Source organism: Pseudoalteromonas rubra (assembly GCF_000238295.3).
Lineage (GTDB): Bacteria > Pseudomonadota > Gammaproteobacteria > Enterobacterales > Alteromonadaceae > Pseudoalteromonas > Pseudoalteromonas rubra.
The window spans coordinates 1,116,565-1,134,006 of sequence record NZ_AHCD03000044.1 but is presented as its reverse complement, the minus strand read 5'-3'; the positions used below and the strand labels follow the sequence as shown (position 1 = coordinate 1,134,006).

At 47.0% G+C, this 17,442-nt stretch carries 12 protein-coding genes; 3 read left to right on the top strand and 9 right to left on the bottom strand.

The window, feature by feature from the left end; all coding sequences use genetic code 11:
• Positions 1 to 8: 8 nt before the first annotated feature.
• Positions 9 to 473 carry a bacterioferritin gene (bfr, locus tag PRUB_RS25370; protein WP_010380977.1) on the top strand — a complete coding sequence of 155 codons (465 nt, stop codon included), beginning with the start codon at positions 9 to 11 and terminating at the stop codon, positions 471 to 473.
• Positions 474 to 530: 57 nt separating this feature from the next.
• On the opposite strand, the gene PRUB_RS25365 is transcribed toward bfr, so the two are convergent.
• Complete coding sequence (locus tag PRUB_RS25365) at positions 531 to 725, bottom strand: (2Fe-2S)-binding protein (protein ID WP_010380974.1); 195 nt, start codon at positions 723 to 725, stop codon at positions 531 to 533.
• Positions 726 to 1,055: 330 nt separating this feature from the next.
• On the opposite strand from PRUB_RS25365, the gene PRUB_RS25360 reads away from it, so the two are divergent.
• Entirely contained in the window at positions 1,056 to 5,552 is a 4,497-nt protein-coding gene (locus tag PRUB_RS25360; RefSeq protein WP_010380971.1) for an EAL domain-containing protein, read from the top strand.
• A 4-nt stretch (positions 5,553 to 5,556) separates the two neighbouring features.
• Here the strand turns inward: PRUB_RS25360 and PRUB_RS25355 are convergent, their stop codons facing one another.
• The 5 genes from PRUB_RS25355 to PRUB_RS25335 all read right to left on the bottom strand — a co-directional run bounded on the left by PRUB_RS25355 (position 5,557) and on the right by PRUB_RS25335 (position 12,655).
• Complete coding sequence (locus tag PRUB_RS25355) at positions 5,557 to 8,319, bottom strand: ATP-binding protein (RefSeq protein WP_010380968.1); 2,763 nt, start codon at positions 8,317 to 8,319, stop codon at positions 5,557 to 5,559.
• 196 nt (positions 8,320 to 8,515) lie between these two features.
• The gene (locus PRUB_RS25350) at positions 8,516 to 9,406 is read right to left on the bottom strand and encodes a cation diffusion facilitator family transporter (protein ID WP_010380964.1); all 891 of its coding nucleotides are present in this window, start codon (positions 9,404 to 9,406) and stop codon (positions 8,516 to 8,518) included.
• 286 nt (positions 9,407 to 9,692) lie between these two features.
• Entirely contained in the window at positions 9,693 to 10,457 is a 765-nt protein-coding gene (locus tag PRUB_RS25345) for an NERD domain-containing protein (protein ID WP_010380962.1), read from the bottom strand.
• Between the two features lie 15 nt (positions 10,458 to 10,472).
• Positions 10,473 to 11,462 (bottom strand): WD40 repeat domain-containing protein, encoded by a 990-nt coding sequence (locus PRUB_RS25340; RefSeq protein WP_010380960.1) that lies wholly within the window; start codon positions 11,460 to 11,462, stop codon positions 10,473 to 10,475.
• A gap of 179 nt (positions 11,463 to 11,641) precedes the next feature.
• Positions 11,642 to 12,655 carry a WD40 repeat domain-containing protein gene (locus PRUB_RS25335; protein ID WP_162144662.1) on the bottom strand — a complete coding sequence of 338 codons (1,014 nt, stop codon included), beginning with the start codon at positions 12,653 to 12,655 and terminating at the stop codon, positions 11,642 to 11,644.
• A gap of 201 nt (positions 12,656 to 12,856) precedes the next feature.
• On the opposite strand from PRUB_RS25335, the gene PRUB_RS25330 reads away from it, so the two are divergent.
• The gene (locus tag PRUB_RS25330; protein WP_010380956.1) at positions 12,857 to 13,129 is read left to right on the top strand and encodes a hypothetical protein; all 273 of its coding nucleotides are present in this window, start codon (positions 12,857 to 12,859) and stop codon (positions 13,127 to 13,129) included.
• Between the two features lie 237 nt (positions 13,130 to 13,366).
• Here PRUB_RS25330 and PRUB_RS25325 read toward each other — a convergent pair whose 3' ends face one another.
• The 3 genes from PRUB_RS25325 to PRUB_RS25315 all read right to left on the bottom strand — a co-directional run bounded on the left by PRUB_RS25325 (position 13,367) and on the right by PRUB_RS25315 (position 17,262).
• On the bottom strand, positions 13,367 to 14,848 hold the full coding sequence (locus PRUB_RS25325; RefSeq protein ID WP_010380953.1) for a trehalase family glycosidase: 1,482 nt from the start codon (positions 14,846 to 14,848) through the stop codon (positions 13,367 to 13,369).
• Between the two features lie 9 nt (positions 14,849 to 14,857).
• Complete coding sequence (locus PRUB_RS25320; RefSeq protein ID WP_040645634.1) at positions 14,858 to 16,093, bottom strand: MFS transporter; 1,236 nt, start codon at positions 16,091 to 16,093, stop codon at positions 14,858 to 14,860.
• Positions 16,094 to 16,257: 164 nt separating this feature from the next.
• Positions 16,258 to 17,262, bottom strand: a complete 1,005-nt coding sequence (locus PRUB_RS25315) for a LacI family DNA-binding transcriptional regulator (RefSeq protein WP_040645676.1) — start codon at positions 17,260 to 17,262, stop codon at positions 16,258 to 16,260.
• Positions 17,263 to 17,442 lie beyond the last annotated feature (180 nt).

Below are 17,442 nucleotides of genomic sequence, written 5' to 3'. Positions count from 1 at the left end.
GAATCATTATGAAAGGCGACAAAGCGGTAATAACGGCACTGAACACCGTACTTGCAAATGAGCTGGTTGGTATTAACCAGTATTTCCTGCATGCCCGTATGTTTAAGGATTTTGGTTTTACCCAGCTGGATAAGGCGGATTACAAAACCTCTATCCAAAAAATGAAGAATGCGGATCGCCTGATTGAGCGAATTCTGTTTCTGGAAGGTTTGCCTAACCTCCAGGACCTGGGGCGACTCAAAATTGGTGAAAACAGCGAGGAAATGATTGCGGCCAATATGGCATTTGAGCAAGCGTCCTTGGGAGATCTGGTTGACGCGATTGCATTGTGTGAAGAAAAACAGGACTACATTAGTCGTGAAGCGCTCGACAATATCCTCAATGAACAGGAAGAACAAATCGACTGGCTTGAGACCCAGCAACACCTTATCAAAGTCACCGGTATCGAAAACTACCTGCAGACGCAGATGTAATACTAAAAAAGGGCTTTAAAGCCCTTTTTTGAGAAAATGGTTTGAACGAAAATTTGATCAGGCAACTTGCTCAGTCACATCCACGATGTCGATTAGCTTTTCGTTCAGTATTTTCTTAGCGCAGTTACAACACTTACCACACTGAGATCCCACACCTAACTCTTTGCTCAAATCGCGCATAGACCTTGCGCCATCATCTATAGATTCGGCGATTTTTTTGTCCGTCACACCGTGGCAAATGCAGATATACATAACTGAAAACCATTCTCAATAACCTTAACTGCGGATAAGTTTAATCTAAACAAAAATGGTTATCAACAACAAAAACAGAAATAATGAGAATAATTCGTAGTTGCATTGATTGTGTTTTTGATACACCTTTTAGTTCAACGGCTTAGGTTTTACCTAAACTAGCGTTTTTTACCTAAAAATTGGCCAGCTGAGTCATTTTTACGAATTCTCGTTCAGCTCAGCCTATAACTTGGTATAATTAGCATAATCTGAGCAATGTATGCCTCAGCGAATATGACAGCACAAAAGCGTAAAAGGACTGTTCACTGTTGTGCGCCTGGGAACGTGTGAATGAACAACTGGCTACAAGCAGCTTTATTGTCTTTTTTAATGATATATCACCACCTGGTGATTGCAGATCCTTATTATGCAAATCAGATCAGCCGCTTGTCGACACAGGAAGGACTTTCTCAGTCGAGTGTCACCGCGTTGGTACAGGACAAGCAGGGATACATCTGGATCGCGACCCATCAGGGCTTAAATCGACATGACGGTAACCAATTTAGTCCCTTCAAGGGACAGGCACTGTTCTCAGGCAGTGACATTTTGCTGCTCCAACTGCTAGACAATGATCAACTATTTATATCAACAGTACAATCAGGCGCATTTCTGCTAAACACCCGTACTTTATCGCTGGTGAAATTGTTTGACCAGGGAGGACGTCAGGGCATAGCGCCAGATGCTGCGGTGAATGCCATTGTGCAGTATCAAGATCAATACGTGATTGCAATTGAAAACGTACTATACAGCGTCGATGCACAGACACTTGCGTCGGAACGTTTGCTCACTCTGCCACGTAATGCCTATGTCCGCACCATGCTGGCGTGGCAGGATACTTTGCTCATTGGTTCTGAGTCTGGACTGTTTCAATTCAAAAATGAGCAACTCAGCTCACTAAATCACCAGGGCTCAGTAGACAAATCTGCACTCAATAATAATGTAAAACTGCTCAAACCAGACCCGGCGTTGGGGCTACTGGTGGGCACAGTAGAAGGCTTGTTTGTCATTCCAGGTGATGCCAGTCAGCTATCGGACCTGCAGGCTTATGAACTAGTTTCTCAACTCAATATCTGGGCCCATGAAATCGGGCCATATGGAGAATACCTGGCCACTGATTCGGGTCTATATCTGCTCGACCGCCGTAATCATAGCGCCAGTAAGCTATTTTCATTCAGCGAAAGCCGCTATTTGACACCGCAAAATACCATTCCTGTCATGTTATTAGACAAGCATGCAAACCTGTGGATGGGGTCCAATAATAATGGGACATTTGTTTGGCCAACTTCAGCGTACCGATTTAAACTGCTGGCCTCCCATAACAATAACTTTAATAACAATATCTGGGCTGTGCATCAAAAAAACGATGGCACACTTTGGCTTGGCAGCGATGATGGATTACACCGTTTTTCTGCCGGCCAAAAGGCAACCCTTCAACAGAGTTATTTTCGTAACCAAAGCCACAAACCGGCGTATGGCAGCCACGCTGTCTATAACATCTATAGCTCCCCCTATCTGACTGACAATATGCTCCTGCTTGATACCAAAGCCGGGCTAAAACAGTTTGACATCTCAACCGGAGAAGCCTCTGAGCTCAAAGTCACCAACGCGACCGTTGCCATGACGGGCGAAGACCATTTAGTCGGCTCTATGCTGGTAGATCAGCGCACCCTCTTGTTCCATACGCACCATAATATTTACCTTTATGACATTGCCTTACAAACGGTTACCACATTAAGTGAGCTGGAAACACAGCTAAATGACCTGCAAGCTCTATTATTTCTGCAAGCCAGACCTGAAAAGCCCAATGAGTTATTATTCAGCACCGCCAACGCGCTTGTGAGTTACGATCGCCTGAGCCACCAGGTCAATATTTTGTGGCAAGCAGAAGCCGCCCCTGATAGCGCCTACCCTATCGTGAATGACTGGATGAAGGATGGCCAGGGCCGACTTTGGCTGGCAACCAACACAATGGGGCTCATTGCACTCGAAACACACAGTTTCCAGCGCATCATACATATCACAAAGGAGCAGGGACTTGGCACCAACACCCTTTACGAACTGGAACGTGATCTACATAACCATCTTTGGATAAGTAGCCAAAATGGCCTTTATAAACTCAGTTTAGAAACACTACAGCTCGATCATTATGATCATCGCAATGGGTTGGTTACCAACGAATTTAACCTCGGAGCCAGTCAGCCTTTGCATTCAGGGGAAATACTGTTTGGTACCCCCAACGGCGCGATAAAGTTTGACCCAAGTGCCTTTACTGTGCCAGCAGAAACAGAGCAACTTGCCTTCTCCGGTGTGCAATTAATGTCCAGGCCCATACTCGCCTCACCTGCTCAACTCGAAGCACAGACTTTGCAGTTTGAATATGACGACATGGGGTTTCGCTTTGAATTTAGTCAGTTCAACATTTTTAATGTGCGGCGTAATTTTATCACGGCTCAACTGTCGGGCCCGACTTCTCTCGAAGTCAAAGATGTTAAGAATAACTATCTGTTTTTTAATACCTTAAAGCCGGGAAAATATACTCTGACGCTGTCTGAGTTTCGACCTGGTGGCGCTGCAAAACACGCACAAAGTCTGCTGCATTTTGAGGTCAAGCATGCCTGGTGGAATACACCGTTGGCTATCACCAGTTACCTGTTGCTGATTGCTGGATTTCTGGCCATGCTCTATCGCAGGCATCAGAGCAAGCAACTTGCTCTGCAACAAACCTATGACCAGCTAGTACATGCAAAAGCCCAGACCGATTTGGCACTGACGAAAACACAAAGCGGGCTGTGGAGCATGGATATGCAGACTCAGCAATTTACCTTGCTCAGCAATACCCAGGACACCAGCCAAAGTAAACAGCTCAGTCTGACTGTTTTTTTTGACAAAGTGCATCCACAAGATCAGGAAATGGTGCAGCGTCAATGGGCGCGCTTTATTGCCTCACCCGACAGTCAGCTCTCGATCACCTACCGGATTTATTCAAAGCAACAAGGCTGGCTCTGGTATCACGATATTGCCAAGGTCAGTGAATGGGATGCCAAAGGTGCGCCACTAAAGGCATCGGGTATCTACAGTAACATCACTGAGCAAAAAGCAAACCAACTGAATGCTGCGATGTTTGCCCAGGCCCTGTCTCAGATCCAGGACTGGTTATTGATCCTCGACAGCAACCTACAGCTTTTATCTGTCAACCAAAGTTTGTCTTCATCTTTGGGGTTGGACCCATACGAGCCTCAAAAACAACTGACACTCAGCGAACTCAAACAGCGACTTGGCCGACAACAGCTAATAAAACTACTTAACGCGCTGCGTAACATCCTGCCCAAAGAGAACATAAAACTAGAAATTGATGTGACATTTGATGATCAGCGCCAAAGTGCAGTTCAGCTCAGTATCAATGCCATCACAGATGAACAAGGTGAAATAGAATTTTTAGTCATCGTTGGTTCCGACTTATCTCAGCAAAAGCAAGCACAAAGTGAGTTACGTTATCTCGCAAACTTTGATGCCCTGACCGATTTACCTAATCGCAACTTAATGCTGCAACATATTGAATTTGCAATTTATAATGCCACTAAAAGTCATTCCGGATGCGCATTGTTGTTTATCGATCTGGACAAATTCAAACCAATCAATGACGCCTACGGCCACTCTGCAGGGGACCAGCTCCTGATTGCCGTAACGAAAAGGATAAACAGCACCTTAAACGCGCACTGCATTCTGGGCCGTCAGAGTGGAGATGAGTTCATTGTTCTGATAAAAACTTTCGAAGATGTCGCCCAGGTCACAGAGCTGGTGCAACAGATGATCACCTCGTTATGCAATAAATACGAAATAGATGGTATCTCTATGAGCATCTCTGCCAGCGTGGGCGTCGCGATTTTTCCATTTGACGAACAAACAGCGGAAGGCTTGTTGCGAAATGCAGATATCGCAATGCTGCATGCCAAACAAAGCGGCAGAAATAACTTTAAGTTTTTTACCAGTGAAATGAATGCGCACCTGAGCAGAAAGCTCAGCTTAGAAGCGGCGCTAAAGGAAGCGGTAGCTGACAATCAGTTTTACAATCATTATCAGCCTATTGTGAACACCACCAACCACACTTTAACAGGTGTAGAGCTGCTAATGCGCTGGCAGTTGGGAGCAAAACCTGTATCACCTGCAGAGTTTATCCCAATTGCTGAAGAAGTCGGCTTGATAGAGCAAATGACTACGCAGGCTTTACGTAATGCTCTTGAGGAACTTACGCCATTTTTCCATCAACAGGCCTCATTTTATTTGTCATTGAATCTCTCACCTCAACATATTATGCGTGATAACCTCGCTCCCTCTTTGGACAGTATCGTGGCGGAGTTTGGTTTGAGCAATCATCAGCTTAAGCTGGAAATCACCGAAACCAGCTTCCTGGCAGACCGGCATAAAGCCAGTAAAACACTGGCCCAGCTTAAGAAATTTGGCTTTACACTGTTGCTGGATGATTTTGGTACAGGCTACTCTTCGCTCACGTATCTAAGTCACTTCCCTATCGACATTATCAAAATTGATCAGAGCTTTATCCGCACATTGGAAACGCACCCCCATAATCGCTCCATCGTAAAGACCATCTATATGCTGGCACAAAACCTCAATATGGCATGCATCGCTGAAGGGGTAGAAACCGCCCAGCAGCTTAGTTTTCTTCGCGATCTGGGCTGCGAATACATGCAGGGATATTATTTTTCTAAACCTTTAAGTGCAGCGGGCTTGTTTGAGCAATACCCACCTGATGTGGCCAACGTGAGCTAATTACTTATTCGCTACGCCATCGTGCCAGACATTGATACAATGCGTCAGGCTCGATGGGCTTAGAGACAAAGTCATCCATTCCCACCTGCAAACATTTCACTTTATCCTCGTTAAAGGCATTTGCTGTGATAGCAATGATGTAGGGCGTACCGTATAAGTCAGGGTTTTGCCGGATCCGACGAGTACAATCAAACCCATCCATATTCGGCATCTGACAATCCATCAGGATAACGGGCATATGGCTGCCCTCTAAGACAGACAACGCATCCAGGCCATCATTTGCTTTAGTCAGATTGCAACCTGTGTGCTCCATTAATTTCGCCGCTACAATCTGATTGATTGGGTTATCTTCAACCAGCAAAACATTCACACCACTCAGGTCCGGTGCGCTAACATGCTGTTTCTCTTCTTGCTGTGCTTCGCCCTGAGTAGCAGGCAAAATCACCGTAAACGTGCTGCCCTTGCCGGCCTCACTCTCTAAACTAATTGTCCCACCCATTGCCTCTGCCAGACGTTTACATATTGTCAGGCCAAGCCCTGTTCCACCATATTTACGTGTTGTGGAGACATCTGCCTGAATAAACTCTCCGAACAGCTGCTTCTGTTTCTCTTTCGCAATCCCTACTCCGGTGTCCGAAATATCAATGTGCAGGGCTTCGTCGACGTAGCAGGCACTGAGCTTAATACTACCCTGCTCGGTAAACTTGCCAGCATTACTGAGCAAGTTGTTAATGATCTGCGTCACCCTCAACTCATCCAGCTTAAGGTACTCAGGGATCGTGTCGTTAACCTCATAGCTAAAAGTCACACCGGCCTTCACGCCGGTTTTGCAAAAGGACGTGGTCAGCGAATGTAGCATCTGACGAAAGGCAACATCGTGCCTGTCCAGCTCCAGAGCACCCGCTTCTATTTTGGAATAATCAAGAATGTCATTCAGTATCAGCAGAAGGTTATGCGCAGACTGGTAAATGATCTGCAAAGACTCAGCAACGTCTGTATCGTGGGTGTGCCGCTGCATATCCGCGGTCATGCCAATTATCCCATTGAGCGGAGTACGTATTTCATGACTCATATTGGCCAGAAACAAACTTTTTGCTGAACTCGCTTTATTTGCCCTGTCGAGCGCATCAATTAACTCTTCTGTTTTCTCCTGTACCTGGCTCTCTAATTGGGCATTAAAATTGGTGAGCTGAGCATTAAGCGACTGATTTTCCTGATTAGCTTTTTGCAACTTCTTGAAGCTCATGGACAGCTTAAACGCCAGCTGAGTAAACTGTTGCTGTAACGTAATTACTTCAAGAAAGGTGGCTTCTTCGCGAGGGGATAAATCATCATGACGACTGGCCGGGTCAAACCCATTCAGCCGACTACTAAGGTCATGCATTGGGTTGATCAGCATACGGGTTAGTTTGCTGACCAAAACACTGCTCAGTGCGATAATAAACAGGGCGAGGAAAAAAGACTGTCCCCATGCCGATGCGACCGCCATATTGACATACTTGCGCTCCACCAGACTGATGACCTGCCAGCTAAATTCCTCTGAACGCACACTGCGGCGGTAAAACACCTCTTCGGTCTTACCAACATACAGGTTTAAATCGTCGTTGGTCAGCGAATTTAACGTCGCTTCATCCAGCTCATCAAGTGTATTAAAGTCGGACTTAAGAGAACTAAATACCACTTTGTTTTCACTATCCAAGATCATCAGGTGCCCAAGGTGCGACAAAATGCGAGGAATAAATTGCTCAAATGTATTGAAAAATACAGATCCTTCCACAATCCCGGCAAAGTTGCCCCTATCATAGATAGGCGCCGAAATAGCCACTATCGAATCATCACCAAATCCCCTGCCCCGGAAAATGCCCGACACAAACCCATTCGGATAATACGGTGCCTGAATAAAATACTGACGATCTGAGACCGCCGGGACTTCGCCGGCCAGACTGGTTCTGAGCGTATCGGGGTAAAAGTGGGTAACCAGCCCGGATTCATCCGCGGTTATGGCAGTACGAATATTTGGATAAGATTCGACCAAACGTGTGATTGTATGCTGCTGATCCAATCCCGCTTCAATGTTGTGCGCAGCATCTGCCAAAGCACGGCGGTGATTGCCAAGAAAGCTGTCTATCCGTTGCGCCGTTGTGTTCGCAACATCACTCAGCTGTGCTCTCACCTCGTATTCTATGCGTTCATAGTGGCTATTCGTCAGCATAATGGTTGTCACCAGTACCACCAGAATAATGAGGTGACTGATCATATAATTCAAAATTCGATACAGTGGCTTGGCCTGCCACAATTGCTTGAATAAAAATAACGACAGCAAGTCGACAATAACCAGACAAATAGCCGCATTGATAAAGTACTTGGCCAGCGCGGTCATAATAACCAGTAAGTTGAGGTCAAGGGCAAACTTGCCGAACAGGAAGAGCAAGGGGATCCCAAACAACACCCAAAATGCCAGGCCCCGCATGAATAAAGGCTTGTTAGGTCTGACACAAAAGATCTGTAACCAGACTATCTCTAACAAAAACACCGTAGATGGCCAGCAATGGCCCCAGCGGTAAAATATAAAGGCCGCCCCAATCGCCACACACAACAAAGCATAGCGCCAACCCAGCGACATCAAAGCAAGAATAACGAACAGCTGACCAAGCAGAAACTCGGAACTATCCAGGAACCATAGGGGCAGAAGGTTAGCAAAACCACCTAACAACCCGAGCACAACCGCAATCGCGATCTTAGGTAATGCTGTTATTTTCCCGAACAATACTCAGGCTCCTCTTGAACTCAACACCCACAGGATCCTGCCCCTCATCTTATGAGTACTACGCAGGTCCTGAGTTTCGCACAGCTATGCAAGTTATTTCCGGCAACACGCAAACCTGTGTTGCTCATTTTGAATAGCTTGCAATTTTTTTACTGATACTGTTAAAAAGTAAAGGAAAAACTGACTTTTGCCAAGTTTAGTGATCCGGACAATCGTGGCTTTCTATTTGTAAAACGCATTGTTTAACCGCATAGGTGTTCATTAAAGCACGTTCTACTTCCAGACGACACGCTTCGTCGTGCATTTCAATCGTGCAGTGATGTTTAAGCACAATATGCGCCCCGACGGTTAACTGATTATCCAACATAGTGACGGTAATGTTGTGAACACTCTCAACGTGTTCAGTCGACAGGATCAGCTGTTCCAGTTTTTCGACAGCCGGTAGCATTTGCGTTTTTTCCGTCAGTCCCTGGATACACGCATAGATCACCTTAACACCGGTGAACAACACGAACACCGATATAAGCATGCTCGAGACAATATCAATAACCTGCCAGTTGGTCAGATGGATCAGTACACCTGCAACAAAGGTAGAAATGGTCGAAAGCAAATCGAAAAAGGAGTGCAGAAATACCGCATAAACATTGATGCTATCTTTGCGGCCCTTATATAACACCCAGGCCGAGGCACCATGAAACAAGAACCCAACAGCGGCTATGCTCGACATCGCAAAGGCATTCACATTTAGGTCATGCCCTTGTGCATGATGTCCAAGCCGATCGCCGCCTTCAAGCAAGATAATTGCAGCGATGGATAAATACAGCAGCCCATTAAACAGACCACCGGTATACTCCGCCTTTTTATATCCATCGTTATAGGTTTTCGCCAGCTTGATTGCGACTGACGAGGCGATTAGCGCAATGAGCAAAGAGCTATTGTGTACAAATAAATGCCCGGCATCGGCTAGCACAGCCAATGAATTGGCATAATACGCACCGACAACCTGAATAATCATAAAGGTACATGTGAGTGCAAGTGCGATAAGGAGTCGATTACGAGACGCTTGGTGTGTTGTCAGATCGGTCATTCGAGCAGTTTAATGCCTTATAAAATACAGCAGGGGAAATGATAAAGAGTCGCAATTGTACCCTGATTTCAACGCCCGCGCATCAAAAATGTCAGTAGTAATATCAATCTGAATAATTAATTGGCATCACCTGGCCTTGCAAACCTCGGTGACAACAGGGCTAAGATTGAGGAAATTCGACTTGATGTGCGATTTACAATCAAAATGATGTGTATTGGTGGCAGTGAACAACCCGCTTATTCATTCGCAAAAGTCCATACATCGGTGAGATTGCACAGATTTTCATTCACGCACTCAATCGCTTGTGGCGTTGTCCATAGCTTAACACAGCCTGCTCAAATAAACTGACTTGCTCATGGCTAAACTGACACCGGGTATACCTGAGTATATCCAGCGACACCTCACTGACCTTACAGCAATCTGTCGGCCGGGTTGGGCTAAACTCTGCATCATCGGGAAACACCGCCAGCCAGCGTACACCGAATGGCGTATTTAACACCCCGGCCAGTGTAGCAGCTCGTTGTGCCGCAGCTGTAAGCGGATTTGCCAGGTAATGGGTCTTGTTCTTGTACCGGCAGGGCCAAACCTGACTGTCCGTTTCGACCGCAATCAACCCACTTTGCTCAACTACCACCACCACAAAAACACCAAATGGTGACAACACAACACAATCTAAAGACAACGCCTCCAGCGGCTCCGGATACAGGTGACGCGTGAGGATGGTATAGTGTTTTGCGTCAAGCGATGTCGTCAGGCTGCGATAAACCTGCCATTTCAGCTTTTCAGCCTGTGTTTTATCGGCATCACGTTTACGCATATAAAGGTAACGCGCAGCAGTCCATACAAGATACACCAAAAAACACAATGCAATCAGGTTAAGCGCGGTGAACTGAGACTGAGATTGCACATCCGGTTGTGTCATAGCCAGATCCGACGCAGCATTGGTTATCTGTACACCAGCGCCTTTATCTGGCACTTTGCCAAAGGCTGGCTCCGCGCCCATCACATTGGCACTGACGATAAACAAGCAAACCAAAATCCATCTAACCATGCCGCCACCTTCTTTTTAGCGTTGAGCTAATGCGTTAAGCGTCCAGGCCTCTAAAATCCCGTCACTACTTAATGTCAGGAGGGTATGTCTGTCCGCCGCATACATATCCACTATGGTCGCCCCATCGTGAACAAAGTTAATTTGCCAGGTACCCAGCTCCTCGCCATTTTTCGCATTCCATATACTCAAATGCGATTTTGATGAGGATGTTGCGAGCAGCTCGCTGCCTTTGATAAACAGCGCTTTACGAAAGACTTTAAAACGTGACATATACTGAAGTTCACTAATGCTCTGCCCATCGGTCAATGAGGTAACAACCTGTTCATTCAAAGCATCAGACGCAAACAAGGCTGAAAAGTCATCACGCACTGCAACACTGGTAACCCGGTGATCAAACTCTTTCATAAAAATAGGCTCTGCCGAGCCAAATTTCCACAGCGCCAGCTTGCCATCCTGAGCACCAGTCACGAATAGTTCACCCTTGTCATCCCAAAACACATGCTGAACCGGCCGCGAGTGCGGTGCAAATCGGTTATTTATCTGGGTATGTAAATCGGCCATATTGATGGTGCCATCCGCCATTGCCACAATGGCTTTGTCATTTTTGGGCGATATAGCCATAGCTGTGATCACCGCACCGGGTGTCACACCACCAAATGCGACCTTGGTCACTAACTTACCTTTACTCAGTGACCAAAAAGCCAATTCTGACTCGCTGGCAATCACCAACATCTTTAAATCTTCAGACAAGGCTACATCTCGAACAAACTCAGGCGTCTTTTCTTTGGGCACTGTGAACTCAACCTGTTGAGTAGCCACATTCCAAACCTGAATTTGTTTTTGATTATCAAATGTGACGAGCTTAGTGCCATCCTTTGAGAAGTGCCCTATCGCAATACCACTGTCATTCAGTCTGCCAACATTCCCCTGACTTAGCTGGATTTCCTCATTGCATGCACTCAACATCACCACACACAATGCCGCCAGCAATACCTTTAACCACATAACTTTACTCGTGACACCACTAAAACCGCCATTATACGTGCATTAACTGAGAGTAAAAAGTACACCTGAAAACGTGTACCACTTTTAACAGCACAGATAGTAGACGAAACCTGTTCCTGTTACTATTACATCTCAATAACACAACACCTGCGCTATCACAGCAAGAAGCACACCAGCCCTCACTCACGATTTAGTAAGCTACTGATCTGCCACAACTCAACAAAACCGTCACTGCTGAGTGTGAGCAGTTCACCTTGCGAGTTAGTATACATATCTAGCACAGTGGCATCGCGACTCTGGGCCTGGATAGCATAAGCGCCAATTTCCTGACCGTTTTGAGCATCCCACAAAGTCCACCAGGCTTTTGACGACCCCGTTGCCAAATAACGTTGATCTGCACTAAACGCAGCTGCCCGAAACCATCTGAAACGCTCCGGGTAGCGCAAGTTAACGTCATAGTCAGCATCTGCGTACACGGAGAATATACGCTGCTCATTGAGTGCATCGGATGCAAACAGCTGGGTCTGATCAGCACTGTGCGCGATGCTGGTAATGCGGCGCCCAAAATCAAATCGCCGCTTAGTCATCATTGTACGTGCGTCGTATAATAGTACCTGGCCATCATGCCCTGCGCTCAGCACACTTTGGCCTTGTCCACTCATCGCCACATGCATCACTTTACTGTCGTGAAACCTCGCTGTTTTTACCAACTGGTTGTCCAAATCCAATAAGTTGACGGTGCCGTCATTTAACCCGACGAGCAACAAGTTAGGACGGCTATACAAGCGCAATACCGAAACCTTTGCCAGCTCAGATGAAGGGTGTACCGCAACCGAACCCAACTTTAGCCCACGCTCGATGTCCCATAGCTCCACTGATTTTTGGTAACCTATAGCAAGTCGCTTATTGTCTTCACTAAGGCTGAACGCCAGTATTTTGCCCCTGGCATTATCGAGCCTGGTTATGGGGTCCGCAACGGCAAATAAAAGGGTCTGAGTATCGATATGGAATACCGCAAGTTTATCACCCGGATTGTGTAACACGGCAAAGTGGCCATCCACAGAAAACTGGCCCTGAACCGCGTTTTGTTGCAGGCTAATTATTTGAGTTTCATTATTTTGAATTGGCGCATCACATCCGACTAGCCCCACAGCAGCCATTAGAATCAAACCGACTAAGAAATGCTTTGCCAATTGCGTCACCCGTGCCACCGCCTGTTTTCGTGTAATACAGTGTAATGTACAATTATCACCCAAATGTATACCTTTTGACCTGCTCGCCGTAAACTGGTTCATTAGGCAGCGTCTCTTATTTCCCCTGGCAGCGGAGTATGCTGCCAGTCTTCTCTATCTGGCGCTATACTTAACGTGAGGGGTTCGTTGGGGGAGGTTACTATGCCCAGTCCACCAAAACGCGCGGCCAAAGGTCATGTTTCAGACCATGGCGCGGCATTAAATAAAGCGCTAAGTCCTGAAAAGCGCAAAAAATTCGCAGAGAAAGCAAATCAGGCCTATGAGAAAAGGCATCCGGAAGGGACCAATATAAAAAAGGACATAGCCAAAAACAAAGCAGACAGGGAGACTCGTTCCGTCGTTTATAAGCTGGAGCTGGTATTGTTTGTTATCGTCATTGGCGCCATTATCGTGCGTGTTGCTTTTATGGACTAAGTGCTTTATCGCGCTTCGAAAGGTGGTCAATGTAAGAAGTTAAGTTGGCACCTCTGATGGTATTTGTTGGCTCTGTGAGCATATCAATACGTTTGCATCACCCGTATCACGGCTGACGCTTCGATGAATTAAAAATGTGAGGGCTACTGGGCTTTAGCAGCTCTCACATTCATTTGGGCCATCATATAGCGATATTAACTAACATCGTTATCGGCCCTCACCTGCTCGACGAGGCCTCTACTCTTCCAACAATTGATACAAGCGGCTGGTTACCCCATTCGTCCAGCCAAACCCTTGCTGCACCGTGTACTCCCCGCCTCCGGCACGCACACCCGGTTCAACCACATTGTATTTTTCGAGTAAGCAGCCTCGCTGCTCAAAATCACGCTCCAGCATCACTAACCAACGTCTGGCAACACTAGTTGCCAGCTTGCAATAACCGTAGTTCAGCATACCCTTAACGGCAAACCATTGTAACGGTGCCCAGCCATTTGGACTATCCCACTGCTGTGCGGTGTCGGTCAGCGTCGTCACTAACCCACCTGCGCGCAAAAAGTCTTGCTCCAGACGTTGTACCATAGCTTCAGCCTGGAACTGACTTGCCAGGCTAAGAAACATAGGCACGACACCGGCCAAAGACATCACCTGACTGCGCGTTTGCAAAGCAATGTGGTAATCCATAAACCAGCCTTGTTCTTTGTCCCACAGATAGGCCTGGATCAGGCGTTTTCTCTGCTGAACAAGATTCAGATAATGCGCACTTTGCTGACTATCTCCAAGCGCCGCATAGCATTCGCTAAGCTGCCACTCAAGCTGCTGCAACAGAGCATTTAAGTCAACAGGGATACGCTGTACCGTATTAATGCTGCACAACTGCGCAGGATCATCCAGCCAGCGACTACTGAAGTCCCAGCCTGACTCACAGGCCGCACGAATATTTCGATAAAACACTGCACGATGCTCTGGCTCCAGCATGCTGGCGGCCTCAATGTCTTCTTTATAGGATTCAGGACGCGGCTCTGCACTGTCATCCCAGAAACGGTTCATTACGCCACCACAGGGCATGCGCACAACACGCCGGCTTTCAGTCAGCTCATCATTCAGTTTTTCGCAATCCGCCATCCAGAATGCATGTTCTTTTTGCAGTGCATCAGTCACTTTGCTCAACCATGCCCGATCCTGGTGGTGCGTCTGCCATAACAAAGATACCATCAGTGCTGTTACAGGAGGTTGAGAACGGCTGGTATAATAACTGCGGTTGCCATTTGGAACATGGCCGATACGCGCTATCAGGCTCACAAAGTTATCAAGCATATTTGACACTTGTTCAGTGTGACCGGCGTCAAGCAAGCCTAGCGCGGTAAAATAGCTATCCCAGTAGTAAATTTCATTAAAACGCCCGCCTGGCACAGTATAGCTGGCTGGCAAATCCAACAGCGAGGAAGCATTTCCTGTTTGAGGCGCTCGCTCAAGACGCAACCACAGCTGGCTGATGTAGTCTTTGACCGACGTTGCACTCAGCGCCGCAAGTTCAGGTTGCGGTGCAAATTCAAAGTGCCGGGCAACGAAAGCGGCTAAGTCCTGTGGCGATTCATGATCATATAACGCGCAAGCCTGATCCCAGCTAATTTTTGGGATCGCATCCGCAAACTGTTTGCTGTCAGAAAAAATGCCCTGCGTTTGCACCGCTTTAAACAAGTTTGATTGTTCAAACTGCATCAATAACTCCTAAAGTGCGCAAGCGCTGGCCTGTGCCTGAGCGCGTCGCTTAAACAAAAATAACGTCATGGCAATGCCGCACATGGGGATCAAAGAGAGGTAAAACGCCTGTTGACCACCAATATATTCAAATACAAACCCTGTGATCAGTGAGCCTGTGGTTCCGCCCAGGGCAGAAAACACGACTATCAGGCCTGTCATAGGTGCGTGCTGTCGCTCATCCAGACTGCTCAGCATCACTGAGTTAATCACCGGATAAATCGGCGCCATCATCAGTCCAATCAGAGGCATTAAATAAGCAGCCAACGGCGCATCAAACAAGCTGTTTACTTGCTTGGGCTGCAGGTTTTCAGTCATAGGGAGCGTCAGTAGCACCAATGCCGCCATGCCAATCAGGCAGGCATTCAGTAAGCTGTACCAGTGAATATGCTTAAGCAATTGCCCTGCTAACAGACGACCTATTGCCAGACTGGCTGCGAAAATACTGGTTAGCTGAACCGCAATATCGACTGGCAGATTCAGCACCTGGTTGTTAAACGTTGGCAGCCAGGTGCCTACGCCTTGCTCAATCAGTACATATAAAAATGCAGACAATACAAACACCAGCACCAAAGGCTGATAAGCCAGTTTTAGCATGCCGAGAAACTCATCTTTTAGCGGCTGCTCTTTGCTGTAGTGTGGCTTTTTCATTGGTGCACTGACAACCAACAATGCCGTCACCAGCGTCAGCGCGCCCAGCAAATAGTAGACATTTAACCAGGCCAACGAATCAGCCTGCTCACCAATAAATGCCGCAAAGATCCAATACCCACTCAGTACCCCAACCATAAACAAACCTTCAATGGTGTTAAGCAAGCTTGAGTGTCCTTTCGCATCTTCGGTAACCTGGCCTATGAGGGCGTAAACAGTGACTTTAACGATCGCAAACGCGCAACCGACACTGGCAAACAAAGCTTTTAGCGCCCAGAAAGCCCCAAGCATGGGTGTCAGCAAGCACATGACTGCAATCAGGAACAACGCTCCCAGCAACGCTAGTCGATAACCAATGCGCGGGATAAAAGAGGCGACAAGAAAAGACACGATGGCGATAGGAATGTCTTTAAACCCTTCGAGACTGGCAGCCTGCGCTTTCGATACAGCAAAGGAGTTAATCGCCTGTAATATCACAGTGCCAACACTGTTAAGTAAGATCGCAAACAAAAAGTAGCAGGCCGCCATGGCCAGCACGACTCTGGTGTGCTTCATAAGGATACTCTGTAACCATTCAATAACAGTCAGTCTAGCCGCGACCATTTATTTTTGCAATCGTTTGCAATTCTAAAATTAAAAATTTGTGTGGTTTGTTTACAGAGCCGGAACGCACGTTGCAATAAATATGACTGAGATTAATTCGGCCTTAGTGACAATCTTTAGCTCGATTGACGCACAACCAGTTCCACGTCAAGGTGCGTGGAATCAGGCTTGTCACCTTTCAATTGCGCTAAAAGTTTATCAACCAGTACCTGCCCGGCCAGGCGGGTGTTCTGCTGTATGGAGGTCAACGACGGTGAGCTGATGTCCGCCATTGCAATATCATCAAATCCGACCATACGAACGTCGTTTGGGATACTGACATAACGCTCTTTGAGCGCCTTCATTGCCCCCAGAGCAACCATATCACTACATGCAAAGATACCATCAAAGCTGAGCCCTTCTTTCAATAAAGTCTGGTTGATAACCTCATAGGCAGCCTGGCTGGTGATGTCGATTTTCAATAAAGAAGCGCTTGCCTGTGGCTCTTTACTTACCTGTTCGCAAAAGCCCCGATACCGCTCTGCCAGCTCGGCATGCGCAGGATCGCCCATAAACAGCAAGCGACGAGCGCCCTGCTCCAGTAAATGCCGGGTTGCCATGCACCCGGCCAGATAGTTGTCACTTCCGACAATCGGGTAGTCACCATCCGTTTTTGGATCTCCCCACACCACCAACGGCGTGCCGGCACTGGCTGCGCGCTCAATACGCGCCTGCTGTTTACCCTGACCAACCACAATCACCCCATCGGCCCGGCGACCATCGATAAAGTAACCGTGCCAGTCATCACCTGCCATGTAAGAATTAGAGAGCAGCAGTTCATACCCCTGGCGATTAACCGCCAGATTAATATCGCTCACCACTTTGAGCAAAAACGGGTCATCGATGGATTGCTCGGTCTCAGCGTCGAAGTTAATCAGTACCGCTATCACATTGGTTTTTTGCAATCGTAATCGGCTGGCAGCGGCATTCAGGCTGAAATTGTGCTTTTTCGCCAGCGCCTGCAATTTTTTACGGGTTTCTTCCTTAATCAGCGGATTGTTATTCAGTGCCCGGGATGCGGTTGACGTAGATACGCCTGCTAATTTTGCCAGATCCGCGAGTTTCATTTTTTTTGACTGCATGTATAACGCACCACCAAAGAACCATTGTAACGAGTTGAATATATTAATTTTAAAGGCAATATCAATGCCCATTAACCGCATTATAGCGCAGCGTTTGCTAACCTGTCTTACCTTTTCTCTTTTTGATTTTTCACTCATCGGTCCAGTTACAGGTTTGCCATCAAGTGCCAAAAAAGTTGC

Bases quoted from the DNA above. Each gene is read 5' to 3' on its own strand.
- bfr (WP_010380977.1), top strand. From the start codon at position 9: ATGAAAGGCGACAAAGCGGTAATAACGGCACTGAACACCGTACTTGCA.
- PRUB_RS25365 (WP_010380974.1), bottom strand. From the start codon at position 725: ATGTATATCTGCATTTGCCACGGTGTGACGGACAAAAAAATCGCCGAA.
- PRUB_RS25360 (WP_010380971.1), top strand. From the start codon at position 1,056: ATGAACAACTGGCTACAAGCAGCTTTATTGTCTTTTTTAATGATATAT.
- PRUB_RS25350 (WP_010380964.1), bottom strand. From the start codon at position 9,406: ATGACCGATCTGACAACACACCAAGCGTCTCGTAATCGACTCCTTATC.
- PRUB_RS25345 (WP_010380962.1), bottom strand. From the start codon at position 10,457: ATGGTTAGATGGATTTTGGTTTGCTTGTTTATCGTCAGTGCCAATGTG.
- PRUB_RS25340 (WP_010380960.1), bottom strand. From the start codon at position 11,462: ATGTGGTTAAAGGTATTGCTGGCGGCATTGTGTGTGGTGATGTTGAGT.
- PRUB_RS25330 (WP_010380956.1), top strand. From the start codon at position 12,857: ATGCCCAGTCCACCAAAACGCGCGGCCAAAGGTCATGTTTCAGACCAT.
- PRUB_RS25325 (WP_010380953.1), bottom strand. From the start codon at position 14,848: ATGCAGTTTGAACAATCAAACTTGTTTAAAGCGGTGCAAACGCAGGGC.
- PRUB_RS25320 (WP_040645634.1), bottom strand. From the start codon at position 16,093: ATGAAGCACACCAGAGTCGTGCTGGCCATGGCGGCCTGCTACTTTTTG.
- PRUB_RS25315 (WP_040645676.1), bottom strand. From the start codon at position 17,262: ATGCAGTCAAAAAAAATGAAACTCGCGGATCTGGCAAAATTAGCAGGC.